This window comes from Methylorubrum sp. SL192, assembly GCF_026672325.1.
Taxonomy (GTDB): Bacteria; Pseudomonadota; Alphaproteobacteria; order Rhizobiales; family Beijerinckiaceae; genus Methylobacterium; species Methylobacterium extorquens.
In genome coordinates this window covers 4,438,026-4,452,257 of record NZ_JAPPQV010000003.1, presented here as the reverse complement: position 1 = coordinate 4,452,257, position 14,232 = coordinate 4,438,026, and the positions used below count along the sequence as shown (strand labels likewise).

Here is a 14,232-nt window from a genome sequence, read left to right as displayed (position 1 = left end):
GACTTGACGCGGACCGGTCCCATCGGCTTCTCGGACATCCGATACGCCGCGTCCCTTTCCTGCCCTGAAAGACCCGCCCATGACCCCGCCGCGCGACCGCCCGGCCAAGCCGTACGGCTTCCGGCCCCGCCCGCGAACCCAGCCTCCGGGACCGGCCGCGCGTGAGGGGAGGGACCATGTCGTGCTCTATGGCTGGCACCCCGTCTCGCAGGCCTTGGCCAATGCGGGCCGCCACTTTCATCGGCTGCTCGCCACCGAGAATGCGCTGGCGCGCCTGAAAGAGGCCGGCATCGAACTGCCGATCGAACCGGAGATGGTCCGCCCAAGCGCGATCGATCGCCTGCTCGGTCCGGACGCGGTGCATCAGGGCCTCTACGCGGAGGCCGAGCCGCTGGCCGCACCCGCACTCGACGCGATGCCGGACGACGCGCTGCTGCTCGCGCTGGATCAAATCACCGATCCGCACAATGTCGGCGCCATCGTCCGAACGGCGGCCGCGTTCGGCGTTACCGCCATCATCACCACTGCGCGCCACTCGCCGAATGCCACCGGCGTACTGGCGAAATCCGCATCCGGCGGCCTGGAGCACGTCCCGCTGATGATCGTCCGCAACCTCGCCGAGGCGCTGATCACGCTCGGCGAGCGCGGTTTCACCCGGATCGGTCTCGATTCGGATGCCGGCACCACCCTCGACGCGGTCGGCCCGCGCCGACCGGCGGTGCTCGTGCTCGGGGCCGAGGGCAAGGGCCTGCGCCAGCGCACCACCGAATGCTGCGACCTGCTAGTGCGCATCGACGCGACCGGTGCCATCCGCAGCCTCAACGTCTCGAACGCCGCGGCGATCACCCTCTACGCCCTGACGCGTTCGGCCGGGACGGCGGCCTGAAAGCTGATCCCGGCGCCGGATGGCGCCGGGTATCGTCTGAAGACCGATACGCTCCGGTCTGGTCGCGACAAGATCCCGGACGAATCGTATCCGCCTGAACTCAACTCTCGCGGCGGCGTTCGCGTCCGAGACTCCGGCATTCCAAGACGTTGCAAGACGTTGCGTCGCGCACGCGGATCCGGTATCGCTCGCACCGATTTCCTCATCGATACCGTCAGGATCCAGGCTTTCTCGCCCGGCGGACGCATCGCCGGGGGGATCGAGCCCTCGGCCATCGCTTTCAACATGCGTCGGCCCTCCGAAAGGAGGCGAGCCCGGCCGGATCGTCCATCCGGCGGGCGGCGGTGACGGGGGTCCTTTGCAACACGAGCCGCCGACGCAGGCCTCACGAAATGGGGCCATTCAGGAGAAAGAATGTCAGCTGGTCTGAACGTAAGCTCTTCGGCCCGCGAGGATTTCGCGGCCCTGCTCGAGGAATCCTTCCTCCAGCATGAGATCACCGAAGGTTCGGTCGTCAAGGGCACCGTCGTCGGCATCGAGAAAGATGTCGCCGTCATCGATATCGGTGCCAAGACCGAGGGGCGCGTCCCCCTCAAGGAATTCACCGGCCCGGGCCGCGAGGGCGAGCTCAAGGTTGGCGACGAGGTCGAGGTTTACGTCGACCGCATCGAGAACGCGCTGGGCGAGGCCGTCATCTCGCGCGACAAGGCGCGCCGCGAGGAGTCGTGGGTCAAGCTCGAGAAGGCCTTCGAGGCCAACGAGCGCGTCACCGGCACGATCTTCAACCAGGTCAAGGGCGGCTACACCGTCGATCTCGACGGCGCCGTGGCGTTCCTGCCGCGCTCCCAGGTCGATATCCGCCCGGTCCGCGACGTGACCCCGCTGCTCGGCACGCCCCAGCCGTTCCAGATCCTCAAGATGGATCGCCGCCGCGGCAACATCGTCGTGTCGCGCCGCACCGTGCTCGAAGAGAGCCGCGCCGAGCAGCGCTCGGAGCTGGTGGCCAACCTTGAGGAAGGTCAGGTCATCGACGGCGTCGTCAAGAACATCACCGAGTACGGCGCCTTCGTCGATCTCGGCGGGATCGACGGCCTGCTGCACGTCACCGACATGGCGTGGCGCCGCGTGAACCACCCGTCCGAGGTCGTGACCATCGGCCAGACGGTCAAGGTCAAGATCATCAAGATCAACCACGAGACGCACCGCATCTCGCTCGGCATCAAGCAGCTCCTGGCCGATCCGTGGGAGGGCATCGCCGCCCGTTACCCCGAGGAAGCCAAGCTCAAGGGCCGCGTGACCAACATCACCGACTACGGCGCCTTCGTGGAGCTGGAGCCAGGGATCGAGGGCCTGATCCACGTCTCCGAGATGAGCTGGACCAAGAAGAACGTCCATCCGGGCAAGATCGTCTCCACCTCTCAGGAGGTCGAGGTGCAGATCCTGGAAGTCGATTCGGTCAAGCGTCGTATCTCGCTCGGCCTCAAGCAGACCCTGCAGAACCCGTGGGATGCCTTCGCTGAGAAGCACCCGGTCGGTTCCGAGGTCGAGGGTGAGGTCAAGAACAAGACCGAGTTCGGCCTGTTCATCGGCCTCGAAGGCGATGTCGACGGCATGGTTCACCTGTCGGATCTCGACTGGAACCGTCCCGGCGAGCAGGTCATCGAGGAGTTCAAGAAGGGCGACATGGTGCGTGCCCAGGTTCTCGACGTCGATGTCGAGAAGGAGCGCATCTCGCTCGGCGTGAAGCAGCTCGGCGGCGATCCCTTCGCCGAAGCCGGCGAGGTCAAGAAGGGCCAGATCGTCACCTGCGAGGTCGTCGAGGTGAAGGATTCCGGCCTGGAGGTGAAGCTCGTCGACACCGACATGCAGACCTTCATCCGCCGCGCCGAACTCGCCCGTGACCGTGGCGACCAGCGTCCCGAGCGTTTCGCCGCCGGCGAGAAGTTCGACGCGCGCGTCATCCAGTTCGATCGCAAGGCCCGCCGCGTGCAGGTCTCGATCAAGGCTCTGGAAGTCGCCGAGGAGAAGGAGGCGATGGCCCAGTTCGGCTCCGCCGATTCGGGCGCCTCGCTCGGCGACATCCTCGGTGCCGCCTTCAACAAGAAGAAGGGTGGCGACGAGGAGTAAGCCTCGCTGCCTTCCGATAATTCCTCGGGGCCGGCTCTGCCGGCCCCGAACTTTTTCTGGTCCCGTTTTCGAATCGTCCCGAAGCGAGCGCGATGGCAAACCGCCTCTCGAGCTTAGGCGCCAGCCTGAGATGGTTGAGGGGCCAGCGCCCCGGACGCCGTTCCGACCCGCTCCCGTCCCATTTCGACTCCGAGCGCTATCTCGACCTCAATGCCGATGTGGCGATGGCGGTCGAAGCCGGTCTCGTTGCCTCGGCGGAAGAGCATTACCGCGTCTTCGGTCGCCACGAGGGGCGCCCGATCCAGGTCCCGTCGGCGACGGCCGAGCTCGGCGGCGGAATCGCCGGACAGTGGACCTACCGATATCCCTACCGCGCCTGGCCCGAACTGCCGGCCATCGCCTTCGCCGCGCCCCGACCCGGCCCTGAGGATGACGCCATCGCGCGACGCCTCATCGCCGCCTGGCAATCCGGTGCCGGACGCGCACCGGTCCAGGCCGACAGCGAGGGCATGTGGGCGGCCCGGAGCCAGGGCTTTCCCGATTTCCACCGTGCCCTGCAAGGCGGGGATGCCGGCGCGCTCGCCGGCCTGCTGAACAACCTGTTCCAGTCGCATCTCGCGCACGGCATCGCCATGGGGCGCACGATGGCGACGCTGGCCCGCCACGCGCCCACGCCGTTCGCTGCAAGCTGGTGCGACCGGCTGCTGCGGCTCTCGGAGGCGGTCGGCCTCGCCCCGATCCGCTCACCCGAGCAGGGCGATTACGCGGCCGCGCTCCCCGGCCCCCTTGCCCACCATGTCGCGCCTGCGCATCTCGAGGCCGAGCTCGGCTTCCCCCTGGCTTTCCCCGAGGTCGGCGCCCCGTTCGGTGTGCGTTACGGCGCCGGCATCCTGCCCGAGCACGCCTTGACCCACGCCTACGCCGCTTGGCGGGTCGGACAACTCGGCCGCTTCGACCGGGTGGTCGAGATCGGCGGCGGTTTCGGCGGGCTGGCTTGGTTCCTGCGCCACCCCGACCGGCGCTACACGATCCTCGATCTGCCCTTCACCAACGTGCTCCAGGGCTGGTTCCTGCTGAAAGCGGGCCTCGACGTGTCCCTGGCGGGCGAGCAGGACACCGCGATCCGGGTCCGTCCGTGGTGGGAGATCGAGCGGAACGAACACTACGATCTGGCGATCAACCAGGACTCGCTGCCGGAAATGCCGCCGGAGACGGCCGCCATGTACATCGCGCGGATCCGCGCCATCGCCCCATTGTTCTACTCGATCAACCAAGAGGCGGCGGCACCGAACACCGACGCATTCCGGCAGGCCGTCGTCGCCGATCTGGTTGCGCGGGACGGTGGCTACCGCAGGCTGGGCCGGCATCTGTTCTGGATGCGTGACGGCTACGTCGAAGAAATCTACGCTCGACGCTGAACCGGCTGCCTCCCGCGGACATGGCGTCCGACGACGACCGCTGCGGGTTGTACCGGCCCGGTCCGAACGGGCTCTTGCCCGCGCGCCTCGGGCGGCGCTAAACACGTGCGCGGACTCGGTCGCAGCAACCGAACCCAAGTCCATCAAGGGTTTGGCCAGCATCCGGATCGGACAGGGCCGTGCTCCCGCGGGGCATGGCGTGAACGGTCCCAAAGAAACGACGGCTGCACCGCGCCGCTTGGAGAGGAGTACATCGTCGGATGGCTGCAGACGCCGAGTTTCTCATCGACCGCCGCCGTCTGCGCCGCAAGCTCACGCTGTGGCGGATGCTCGGCATCGGTGCTGCCATCGTCGCCGTCGGTGCATTGGGCTACCGCGCGCGGGTCGGCGAGGGCCGGCTGTTCCCGGCCACCGAGAATCAGATCGCCCGGATCTCGATCGGCGGCTTCATCGCCGGCAGCGACTCGACCCGCAAACTGATCGAGCGCGTCGGCGAGTCGAACGCGGTCAAGGGTGTGGTGATCTCGATCTCGTCGCCGGGCGGCACGACGACCGGCTCGGAGGAGCTCTACCGCAACCTGCGCGCGCTGGCGGCGAAGAAGCCGATGGTCGCCTTCGTCGATGGCACGGCCGCCTCGGGCGCCTACATCACCGCGATCGCCGCCGACCACATCGTCGCCCGCGAGACCGCGCTCGTCGGCTCGATCGGCGTGCTGTTCCAGTATCCGGACGTATCCGGCCTGCTCGACAAGGTCGGCGTGAAGGTCGAGTCGGTCAAATCCTCGCCGCTCAAGGCGGAGCCCTCGGGCTTCAGCCCGACTTCGCCGGAGGCCCGCGCGGCCCTGTCGTCGATCGTCCTCGACACCTATGGCTGGTTCAAGGGCCTGGTGGCGGAGCGCCGCGGCATGGATGAGAGCCAGATTGCCGCCGTCGCCGATGGCCGCGTGTTCAGCGGTCGCCAGAGCCTGCCCCTCAAGCTCGTCGATGAGCTCGGCGGCGAGCGCCAGGCGGTAGAGTGGCTGGAGAAGGAGAATAAGGTCCCCGAGAAGCTTCCGGTCAAGGACTGGAAGCCGAAGGCCGACGGCGGGTTCAAGCTCTGGTCGACTCTGGGGCTCGGCGCCGATCTTCTCGGCCTCGATGGACTTGCCAGCCGTCTCCGTGCCGTCGAGGACGAAGCCGCCGGGCTCAGCGGCGGGCTCCTGGCCGTCTGGCGGCCGGCTCCCTGAGGTCTCGCGCCGCGCCAGCCCCGCATTCGGAAGAGAGCCGCATGATCAAGTCGGAACTCGTGCTCAAGATTGCTGAGCAGAACCCCCATCTCTACCAGCGCGACGTCGAGACCCTGGTGAACGCGATCCTCGACACGATCGCCGACGCCCTGGCGCAGGGCGACCGGGTGGAGCTGCGCGGCTTCGGCGCCTTCTCGGTCAAGCGCCGCGAGGCGCGCCGCGGGCGCAATCCGCGCACCGGCGAATCCGTGGCTGTGTCGGAGAAGGCGATCCCCGTCTTCAAGACCGGCAAGGAGATGCGCCTGCGCCTCAACCGCGCCGGCATCGGCGACGAGCAGCCGGGCGCCTGAACGCATCTGCTTTGAGACCCCGTCACGGGCGTGACACGAGGCGCGGTCTCGACAACTCGCTTCGCCGCGCCCATTTCGACGCCGCTTGCGCCGAACCAGCATCCCCTTCGGCGTGAAACGCTCTAGTTCTGCGGTCTGAGCCTCGAAAAGCCCCTCGCTCGAAAGCCCTTAGCGGCACCGGTGAGCCCCTCGCAGGCTTAACGCCGTCCGTCGGAGACCTCTTGCATGATTCGATTTCTGAAGGCGCTGATCCTGCTGCCGATCGCGGTGGTGGTTGTCCTGCTGGCCGTCGCCAATCGCGAGGCCGTGACCCTCTCCTTCGATCCGTTCTCGCCTGAGCCCGTGTTCAGCCTCGTCCTCCCGCTCTACGCCGTGGTGTTCGGCTCCGTGGCGCTCGGCATTCTCGTCGGCGGTATCGGAAGCTGGCTCGGGCAGAGCCGGACCCGCCAGCGCGCGCGCTATCACCGCCGTGAGGCAGACCGTCTCGCCAAGGAGGCGGCCGAGTTGAAGACCTTCGGTACGCCGGGTGTCGAGCCGGGTTACAGCAGCGCCGGCACCTACACCGCCCTGCCGGCCCCGGCAGCGGCGCGCTGACGGCTGAGAGCGTCGTCCCGCCCATGGTAGACATCTGCGTCAAGATCTGCGGCCTCAGCACCGAGCCGACGCTCGACGCGGCCCTAGACGCGGGCGCCGACCTCGTTGGCTTCGTCCACTTCCCCAAGAGCCCGCGCCACGTCACCCTGGAACAGGGCCGAGGCCTGGCACAGCGGGTGCGGGGGAGGGCGCAGCGCGTGGTGCTGCTGGTCGATCCGGACGACGCGCTGCTCGCCGCCGCGATCGAGGCGCTCGATCCCGACCTGATCCAGCTTCACGGCCAGGAGACGCCGCAGCGCGTCGCGGAGATCCGTGCCGGGACCGGCCGGCCGGTCATGAAGGCCATCGGCATCGCCGCGGTCGCCGATCTTCGCACGCTCCCGGCCTATGCCGTCGTCGCGGACCGGCTTCTGCTCGACGCCAAGCCTCCCCCCGGCGCCGATCTGCCAGGCGGGAATGGACGCCGCTTCGACTGGGACATCCTGAACGGGGCCGAGCTACCGGCGGGCACGATGCTGTCGGGCGGCCTCGATAGCGGGAATGTCGGCACGGCGCTCGCGCGCACGGGGCTCGTCGCCGTCGATGTCTCGTCGGGTGTCGAGATTCGGCCGGGCGAGAAAGATCCGGACAGGATCGCGGCCTTCGTCGCCGCCGCTCGTCGCAGAGCCTGATCATCGAGGGCAGTGCCCAGCGGTTGCTTCAGCGCGTTTGTCCGGCTGTGCCGCATTGCGGCGACCCGCGCATGGGTCTAGCACGCGAGGCAACGATCAGATCTTCGCGAAGGACCGTCCCCGTGACGCTGAACCCCGCTCCCAATTCCTTCCGCACCGGGCCGGATGAGCGCGGTCGCTTCGGCATCTTCGGCGGCCGCTTCGTGGCCGAGACGCTGATGCCGCTGATTCTCGATCTCGAGAAGGCCTATGCCGACGCCAAGGCCGACCCGTCGTTCAAGGCGGATATGGAATCCTACGGCACCCACTACATCGGCCGGCCGAGCCCCCTCTACTTTGCTGAGCGGCTGACCGAGCACCTGCGCGCGAAAGCTCCGGCGGGGCAGGGGGCGAAGATCTTCTTCAAGCGCGAGGAGCTGAATCACACCGGCTCGCACAAGGTGAACAACGTCCTCGGCCAGATCCTGCTCGCCCGCCGCATGGGCAAGCCGCGGATCATCGCCGAGACCGGCGCGGGCCAGCACGGCGTCGCGACGGCGACGCTCTGCGCCCGCTTCGGCCTGAAATGCGTGGTCTACATGGGCGCCGTCGATGTCGAGCGGCAGGCCCCGAACGTGTTCCGCATGAAGATGCTGGGCGCCGAGGTGATCCCGGTGCAATCCGGCACGCGCACGCTCAAGGACGCGATGAACGAGGCCCTGCGCGACTGGGTCACCAACGTCTCCGACACCTTCTACTGCATCGGCACCGTGGCCGGACCCCATCCCTATCCGGCGATGGTGCGCGATTTCCAATCGGTGATCGGCATCGAGACGAAGCAGCAGATGCTGGAGATGGAGGGCCGCCTGCCGGACTCGCTCATCGCCTGCATCGGCGGCGGCTCGAACGCCATGGGCCTGTTCCACCCCTTCCTCGATGACCGCGACGTCGAGATTTACGGCGTCGAGGCGGCCGGACACGGCGTGCAGAGCGGCCTCCATGCCGCCTCGCTCACGGGCGGCCGCCCGGGCGTGCTGCACGGCAACCGGACCTACCTGCTGATGAACGAGGACGGCCAGATCGCAGACGCCCACTCGATCTCGGCGGGCCTCGATTATCCCGGCATCGGCCCCGAACACGCATGGCTGCACGAGATGGGCCGGGTCACCTACCTGTCGGCGACCGATGCGGAGACGCTGGAGGCGTTCAAGCTCTGCTCGATGCTGGAGGGCATCATCCCGGCTCTGGAGCCCGCACACGCGCTGTCGAAGGTGATGGAACTCGCGCCGACCAAGCCGGCGGAGCACCTGATGGTGCTGAACCTCTCCGGCCGCGGCGACAAGGACATCCCGCAGGTGGCGCAGATCTTCGGTCAGACGCTCTGAGGGGGAGAACCTGCGCGGGGGCCGCAACAGACCGTTGACACCCTCGCGCCCTTCTCCCTATATCCCGCCCATCGGACGCCGCGTCAGCGCCGTCCGTGACAGTGGCGGGGTAGCTCAGCTGGTTAGAGCAGAGGAATCATAATCCTTGTGTCGGGGGTTCAAATCCCTCCCTCGCTACCAAATCACCTTCAACTAGAACGCCGAGACGCCGAGCCCTGGACATCCGTCCGGGGCTTTTTGTTTCTATGGGCTGCCCTTCGGAACTCAGGTGCTTGAGCCGGGTGAAGATTGCGCAATCACCCGCTCTCCTGAACCTCGCCTCAGTTCCGAAGCGCCGGCTCGAGCGGGAGCGGTCGCAGCGTGACCGGCTGGCCCATGAACGCAGCGGTGAACGAGCGGCCGTTCTGGTCGAGTGTGACGCTGTCGGGGGCGATGGCGGTGATGTGCCAGTTGTCCCGTCCTTCGCCGTGGCCGAGCCAGCTCTCGTCGCCGCTGCCGTCGTCGATCAGCACACGGGCTCTGCCGCCATCGACGACGATTCCGCGCACCGTCAGTACCGGGCGGCGCGGCTCGCCTTCGAGGATCGCGGCCCGGCTTCCCCGCGCGGTCCAGTCCTGTCGGCCGGGATCGAACAGGGGCCGGCGCCACGCCGCGCCGCTCGACGCGGCACCGGGTTGCGGGCCGAGCGGCTGTGCGGGGGCCTCCGGCGCCGGCTCTACCCCAATGGGCCAAGCGAAGGCTGCCAACGCCGCGGCACAGGCGAGCCCGAAGACCGCGCGCGGCAGCGGGCGGGTCGCGCGGAGGGCACGCCGGACGCCCATCACGGCGCCGTTCCCGGCGCCGGAGGCGGGATCAGGACGCCGCGGGCGGTCAGGGTCGCCCGCATCACCGTTGGCCGGCCGGTCTCGCGATCCGCCGCGCGCTCAATGCCGAGTTCGGCCTCTTCGACAGCGACGAGCGGCGATTCCGTCTCGAGCGCGTGCAGCAGCCCGTGCAGCCCCTCCGCCGTGCCCCGGACCGAGGCGCGCAGGCGCGGCAGGGTGGGTCGGTCGGGATCGGCTTCGAGGTCGGCGCGCTCGACCACCGCCGCCCGTGCGCCGGCCAGGCTCTCGAGACGCGCGCGGAAGACCGCGAGCAGCGCCTCTTCACTTGAACCGGCAAGCGGGATCGGCAGCGGCGGACGCGACGCGGCGGCGCGCGCGCGGTCGAGCCGCTCGCGGCCCGATTCGATCTGCGCGGCGGCTTCGACCGCCTCGCCGATCGGGCCGGCGACGAGCGCGAGGATCAGGCCGACAGCGAGCACGCCGAACAGGATCGGCCAGGCTTGGCCCTCCACGAGCGGCATTCTCACGGCCGGGCTCCTCGGCCGGCGCGGGGCAGCTCGATGAGGAGCCGCAACCGTCCATCCGCATCGAGTTGGGACAAGCGCAAGGTCGGGGCCGCGAAGCCCGGCAGATGCGCCAGCGCGGCGAGCGGAGTGGCCTCGTCCGGGGCCGTCAGGGTGAGGTAGGCGCCCTCCGCGTCGAGGCGCAGCGACGTCGCCGCGATTGTGTCGGGCAGGGCATGCGCCACCGCATCCCAGGTCTCGGCGACCGGCGGCGCGCGTCCGGCCAGGATCGCGGCGGCCCCCGCCCGGAGGGGCGCCTGGACCGCCGAACCGGACGCCCGCCGCGCCTCGGCGAAGGCGGCGTCCAGGGCGGCGAGCGTTGCCTCTTGATGCCTGCGGAAGCCGCAGAAGGCACCGAGCAGGAGCAGGAGCGCGCCGGCGATCAGCGCGAGGTCGCCTCCACGTCCGCCGCCCGTGAAACCCTGGAGGGCCCGGTGTCCCCCGGTGAGAAGATCGAGCGGCAGGCTTCGCGCCTCGTCCCTACCAACCGTCACCGGACCAGCGGCGATGCCGGCCTGCGCGAGGGCGGCGAGGAGCGGATCGAGCCGCGTCCGCTTGAGCACGACGTGGCGCACGCGGATCGTGCGCGCCTGCGCATCCTCGCCCTCGACGTACCAATCGCTGTGCACGGTCTCCGCCCGGAACGGTGTCGCCGCCTCCAATTCCTGCGCCAGCACCGCGCGCATCCGCGGCAGCACGGCGCTCGGAAGGTTCAGGGTGCGCACGAAACAATAGGCCGGATCGACGAGGATCTTGGCCCTCACGCCGGCCTGTCCGCCGCGGATCGCCGCCAGCCGTTCACCGAAGTCGTCGGCCGCCGGATCGAGCCGGTGGGAGCGGGCCTCCCCGGCACGGCGGTCGATCAGGATCAGCCCGGTTTCCGCGGGCGCCCCGAGGCGGATCGTCAAGACAGCAGGAGCGCGGTCGCGCCGCGTGTCACTCAGGCCGAGCCAATGGGCTGCCGTATCGAGACCGTCGCGCAGGGCCGCCCGAGCGCTTGCTCGGAGCGAGGAAAGCGCGCGCCCGGACGCGGCGGTTTCGGTGGCACTCACGGGGGCAGCGCTCCCTGAACGGCGCGGTCGCCGGAGAGGAGTTGTTAAGCGTGGCGGCGTTTATGTCAGCTTAATGCGCCGGCCCGCGACGCCGACGACTGGTTACGCGGTGCGGTCCCGGCGCCGTGGATTGGAGCAGCCCGCCTGCGCCGACAGGGCGATTACGAAAGACCTGCCTTGGAGGCCGGACAATGTTGAGCGTCTGGGGATCGAAGAGCCGTCCGCGGCGGATCCTGCAGGACCGACGCGGACGAGACCGGCACGGGTGCGGCGCCGCGGAGGCCTTCGTCGAAACGCTCGCCGCGTCGGAGGTTCTCGACGCCGCCGGCCGTGAGCGCGCGCTGGCCGCTCTCGATCGGCCCGGCCGTCGGCCGCTGCCGGTGCTGCTCACCGAACTCGGCCTCATCCATGAGGCGGCCCTCGTCGCCGCTCTCTCGGACGCGACCGGTCTTGCCATCCTGAGGGAAGAGGACTGGCCCGCCACGCCCGTCCTGCCGGAGCTGGTCGGCGCCGATTACTGCGCCCGCGCACGCGTGTTGCCCGTCGCCGAGGCGCCCGGCCGCCTCGTCGTCGCCGTGGTCGATGCCTTCGACCCCGAAATCCCGGCAGCACTCGAACACCTGACCGACCGGTCCATCGAATGCCGCCTCGTCGGCCCCGGCAGCTTCGAGCGGGCGCACCGGGCCGTCTACGGCGACGCCGCCTCCGACGACGAGGCCGGGGCGGGCGACGACGATCTCGCCCGGCTCGCCGACGTCGCGAGCCAAGCGCCGATCGTGCGGCTTGCCGCGCGCCTCGTGCGCAAGGCCTTCGAACTCTCCGCCTCCGACATCCACTTGGAGGCGGAAGAGGCGGATATGCGGGTCCGCTACCGCGTCGACGGCGTTCTGGTCGAGGCCGAGCGGCTGGCGAAATCGGTGCAACTCGCCCTCACCACCCGCATCAAGATCCTGGCCGGGCTCAACATCGCCGAGCGCCGCCTGCCGCAGGACGGGCGCATGCGCGCGCCCGACCGCGGCCAGGAGGTCGATATCCGCGTCTCGACGCTGCCGACCGCCCACGGCGAGAGCGTGGTGCTGCGCGTTCTCGACGGCTCGCGCCGGATCGAGGATTTCGCCTCGCTCGGCTTCGATGCGCCGGCCATCGCCCGGGTCGAGGCGATGACGAACCGGCCCAACGGTCTCGTCCTCGTCACCGGCCCGACCGGCTCGGGCAAGACGACGACGCTCTACGCCGCTTTGCGGCGCATCAGCGGGCCGCATCTCAAGGTCGTCACCGTCGAGGACCCGGTCGAGTACCGGATGGCGGGCGTCAACCAAGTGCAGGCCCATCCCGGCATCGGCCTCGACTTCGCCGCCGCCCTGCGCTCGATCCTGCGCCAGGACCCGGACGTGGTCATGGTCGGCGAGATCCGCGACGCCGAGACCGCGCGCATCGCGGTGCAGGCCTCGCTCACCGGCCACCTCGTCGTCTCGACCCTGCACACCAACTCCGCCCCCGCCACGGTGACGCGGCTGATGGATATGGGCGTCGAGCCCTATCTCATCGCCGCGACCCTCAACGGCGTGGTCGCCCAGCGCCTCGTGCGCCGGCTCTGCGCCGCCTGCGCCGTGCCGGAGCCCGCTGACGACCGGGAGCGCCTGCGCCTCGGCGTGGCTCCGGGCACGCCGCTGCGCCTCAAGCGGGCCTGCGGTTGCGCCGCCTGCAACGGCACCGGCTATCGCGGGCGGATGGTGGTGTCCGAGATCATGCCGCTCGACGCGGATCTGCGCAGCCTCATCGCCGACGGCGCGGGCGAGCAAGCCATCGCCGCCAGGGCCCGCGCCGCCGGGATGGTGAGCCTGGTCGAGACCGGCCGGGCACGGGTGATCGCCGGGGATACCACCCTCGACGAGATCGGCCGCGTGCTGGAGGGGCAGGTCTGATGCCGCGCTACGCCTACCAGGCCTACGCCGCGGACGGGCGCGCCCGCTCGGGCCGGATCGAGGCCGAGAGCCGCCAGCGGGCGGTGGCGCAGTTGCGGGCCGACGGGCTCCAGGTCTTCGCCATTGAGCCCGCCGCGAGCGGCGCGGCGCCGTTCTGGAGCCGCGACCTGTTCGGGCGCGACCGGGTCAACGATGCGGCGCGGCTCGCCTTCCTGCGGGAATTCGGCACGTTGGTCGGCGCCGGGCTGACGGTGGACCGCGCGTTGCGTCTGGTCGAGCGGCAGGCTTCCGCCGCGCTCAAGCCGGTGCTCGCCGACATCCTGGAGCGGGTCGTGGCCGGCGCCTCCCTGTCGCGGGCGATGGCGGCCCACCCGCAGGCCTTCCCCCCGGACATGGTCGATATCGTCCGGGCCGGGGAGGCGACCGGCACGCTCGTCGCGGTGCTCGGTTCGCTGACCGGCTCGATCGAGCGCCGCGACGCGGTGCGCCGCCACCTCACCTCGGCCATGATCTACCCGGCGCTGCTGGTGCTGATGGCGGTCGGCACGCTGGTGATGATCGTCGTCGTGCTGGTGCCGGCGCTGGCGCCGCTGTTCGAGGGCAGCGGTCGCGCCCCGCCGCTGACGATCCGCGTTGCTGCCGCTCTCGGCGATTGGGTCGGCGCGTTCTGGCCCTGGCTCCTCGGCGGGGTGGCCGTGATCGTCCTCGGCCTGGTCCGATCCTGGCGCGAACCGGGCTTCGCCGCCGCACGCGGGCGACTGGCGTTGCGCCTGCCGCTGGTGCGGGAGATCGTGACCGGGATCGAGCTCGGCCGCATCTGCCGGGTGCTCGGCACGCTTCTCTGCGCCGAGGTGCCGATCCCGGATGCGGTGGCCGCCACGCGACCGCTCGCCGGCAACCGGGTGTTTCGCGCGGCCCTCGAAGAGGCGGGCCGCCGGCTCACCGAGGGGGGAGCCTCGCGGCCGGTCTGTCGAGCCTGAAGCCGCACGCGCCCTCGACCCTCAACCTCATCGCCAGCGGCGAGCAGGTGAACCGCCTCGGCCCGGTGCTGCTCCATGCCGCTGAGATGCACGAGACGCAGACGCGCCAGCGCATCGACCGCCTGCTCGCCCTACTCACGCCGCTGGTGACCGTGACCATCGGCGGCTTGATCGGCGGCCTGATCATCTCGGTGATGGGCGCGATCATGAGCGTCGGCCAACTGGCGCAGTGATCCGTCGCGGCCGGCTTGC

Annotated in this window: 14 protein-coding genes and 1 tRNA gene; 12 read left to right on the top strand and 3 right to left on the bottom strand. The window is 69.9% G+C overall.

What is annotated here, in order from left to right; genetic code table 11:
- Positions 1–79: 79 nt before the first annotated feature.
- From rlmB to OVA30_RS21355, 9 genes are all read left to right on the top strand, one after another.
- A complete protein-coding gene (gene rlmB, locus OVA30_RS21395) occupies positions 80–886 on the top strand; it encodes a 23S rRNA (guanosine(2251)-2'-O)-methyltransferase RlmB (protein WP_268176794.1) in 807 nt (268 codons plus the stop codon).
- 414 nt (positions 887–1,300) lie between these two features.
- The gene (gene rpsA / locus OVA30_RS21390) at positions 1,301–3,013 is read left to right on the top strand and encodes a 30S ribosomal protein S1 (protein ID WP_003600675.1); all 1,713 of its coding nucleotides are present in this window, start codon (positions 1,301–1,303) and stop codon (positions 3,011–3,013) included.
- A gap of 92 nt (positions 3,014–3,105) precedes the next feature.
- A complete protein-coding gene (locus OVA30_RS21385; protein WP_268176793.1) occupies positions 3,106–4,431 on the top strand; it encodes a putative sugar O-methyltransferase in 1,326 nt (441 codons plus the stop codon).
- Positions 4,432–4,691: 260 nt separating this feature from the next.
- Positions 4,692–5,657, top strand: coding sequence for a signal peptide peptidase SppA (sppA, locus tag OVA30_RS21380; protein WP_268176792.1), 966 nt, complete (start codon positions 4,692–4,694; stop codon positions 5,655–5,657).
- Positions 5,658–5,698: 41 nt separating this feature from the next.
- On the top strand, positions 5,699–6,007 hold the full coding sequence (gene ihfB / locus OVA30_RS21375; RefSeq protein WP_012251998.1) for an integration host factor subunit beta: 309 nt from the start codon (positions 5,699–5,701) through the stop codon (positions 6,005–6,007).
- A 225-nt stretch (positions 6,008–6,232) separates the two neighbouring features.
- Positions 6,233–6,601, top strand: a complete 369-nt coding sequence (locus OVA30_RS21370) for a LapA family protein (protein ID WP_268176791.1) — start codon at positions 6,233–6,235, stop codon at positions 6,599–6,601.
- A gap of 23 nt (positions 6,602–6,624) precedes the next feature.
- Positions 6,625–7,272 (top strand): phosphoribosylanthranilate isomerase, encoded by a 648-nt coding sequence (locus OVA30_RS21365; RefSeq protein ID WP_268176790.1) that lies wholly within the window; start codon positions 6,625–6,627, stop codon positions 7,270–7,272.
- A gap of 122 nt (positions 7,273–7,394) precedes the next feature.
- Entirely contained in the window at positions 7,395–8,636 is a 1,242-nt protein-coding gene (gene trpB, locus OVA30_RS21360) for a tryptophan synthase subunit beta (RefSeq protein WP_268176789.1), read from the top strand.
- 103 nt (positions 8,637–8,739) lie between these two features.
- Positions 8,740–8,816, top strand: a tRNA-Met gene (locus OVA30_RS21355).
- A gap of 140 nt (positions 8,817–8,956) precedes the next feature.
- On the opposite strand, the gene OVA30_RS21350 is transcribed toward OVA30_RS21355, so the two are convergent.
- The 3 genes from OVA30_RS21350 to OVA30_RS21340 are packed head-to-tail and all read right to left on the bottom strand — an operon-like array spanning position 8,957 to position 11,075.
- The gene (locus tag OVA30_RS21350; protein WP_268176788.1) at positions 8,957–9,457 is read right to left on the bottom strand and encodes a hypothetical protein; all 501 of its coding nucleotides are present in this window, start codon (positions 9,455–9,457) and stop codon (positions 8,957–8,959) included.
- Positions 9,457–9,981 carry a GspMb/PilO family protein gene (locus OVA30_RS21345; protein ID WP_268177521.1) on the bottom strand — a complete coding sequence of 175 codons (525 nt, stop codon included), beginning with the start codon at positions 9,979–9,981 and terminating at the stop codon, positions 9,457–9,459. The genes OVA30_RS21350 and OVA30_RS21345 overlap by 1 nt, the downstream gene beginning before the upstream one ends.
- A 2-nt stretch (positions 9,982–9,983) precedes the next feature.
- On the bottom strand, positions 9,984–11,075 hold the full coding sequence (locus tag OVA30_RS21340) for a hypothetical protein (protein WP_268176787.1): 1,092 nt from the start codon (positions 11,073–11,075) through the stop codon (positions 9,984–9,986).
- Positions 11,076–11,266: 191 nt separating this feature from the next.
- On the opposite strand from OVA30_RS21340, the gene OVA30_RS21335 reads away from it, so the two are divergent.
- The 3 genes from OVA30_RS21335 to OVA30_RS21325 are packed head-to-tail and all read left to right on the top strand — an operon-like array spanning position 11,267 to position 14,213.
- Positions 11,267–13,000, top strand: coding sequence for a GspE/PulE family protein (locus tag OVA30_RS21335; RefSeq protein ID WP_268176786.1), 1,734 nt, complete (start codon positions 11,267–11,269; stop codon positions 12,998–13,000).
- Positions 13,000–13,980, top strand: a complete 981-nt coding sequence (locus OVA30_RS21330) for a type II secretion system F family protein (RefSeq protein WP_268176784.1) — start codon at positions 13,000–13,002, stop codon at positions 13,978–13,980. The genes OVA30_RS21335 and OVA30_RS21330 overlap by 1 nt, the downstream gene beginning before the upstream one ends.
- Positions 13,968–14,213, top strand: coding sequence for a type II secretion system F family protein (locus OVA30_RS21325; protein WP_268177520.1), 246 nt, complete (start codon positions 13,968–13,970; stop codon positions 14,211–14,213). The genes OVA30_RS21330 and OVA30_RS21325 overlap by 13 nt, the downstream gene beginning before the upstream one ends.
- Positions 14,214–14,232: the final 19 nt, after the last annotated feature.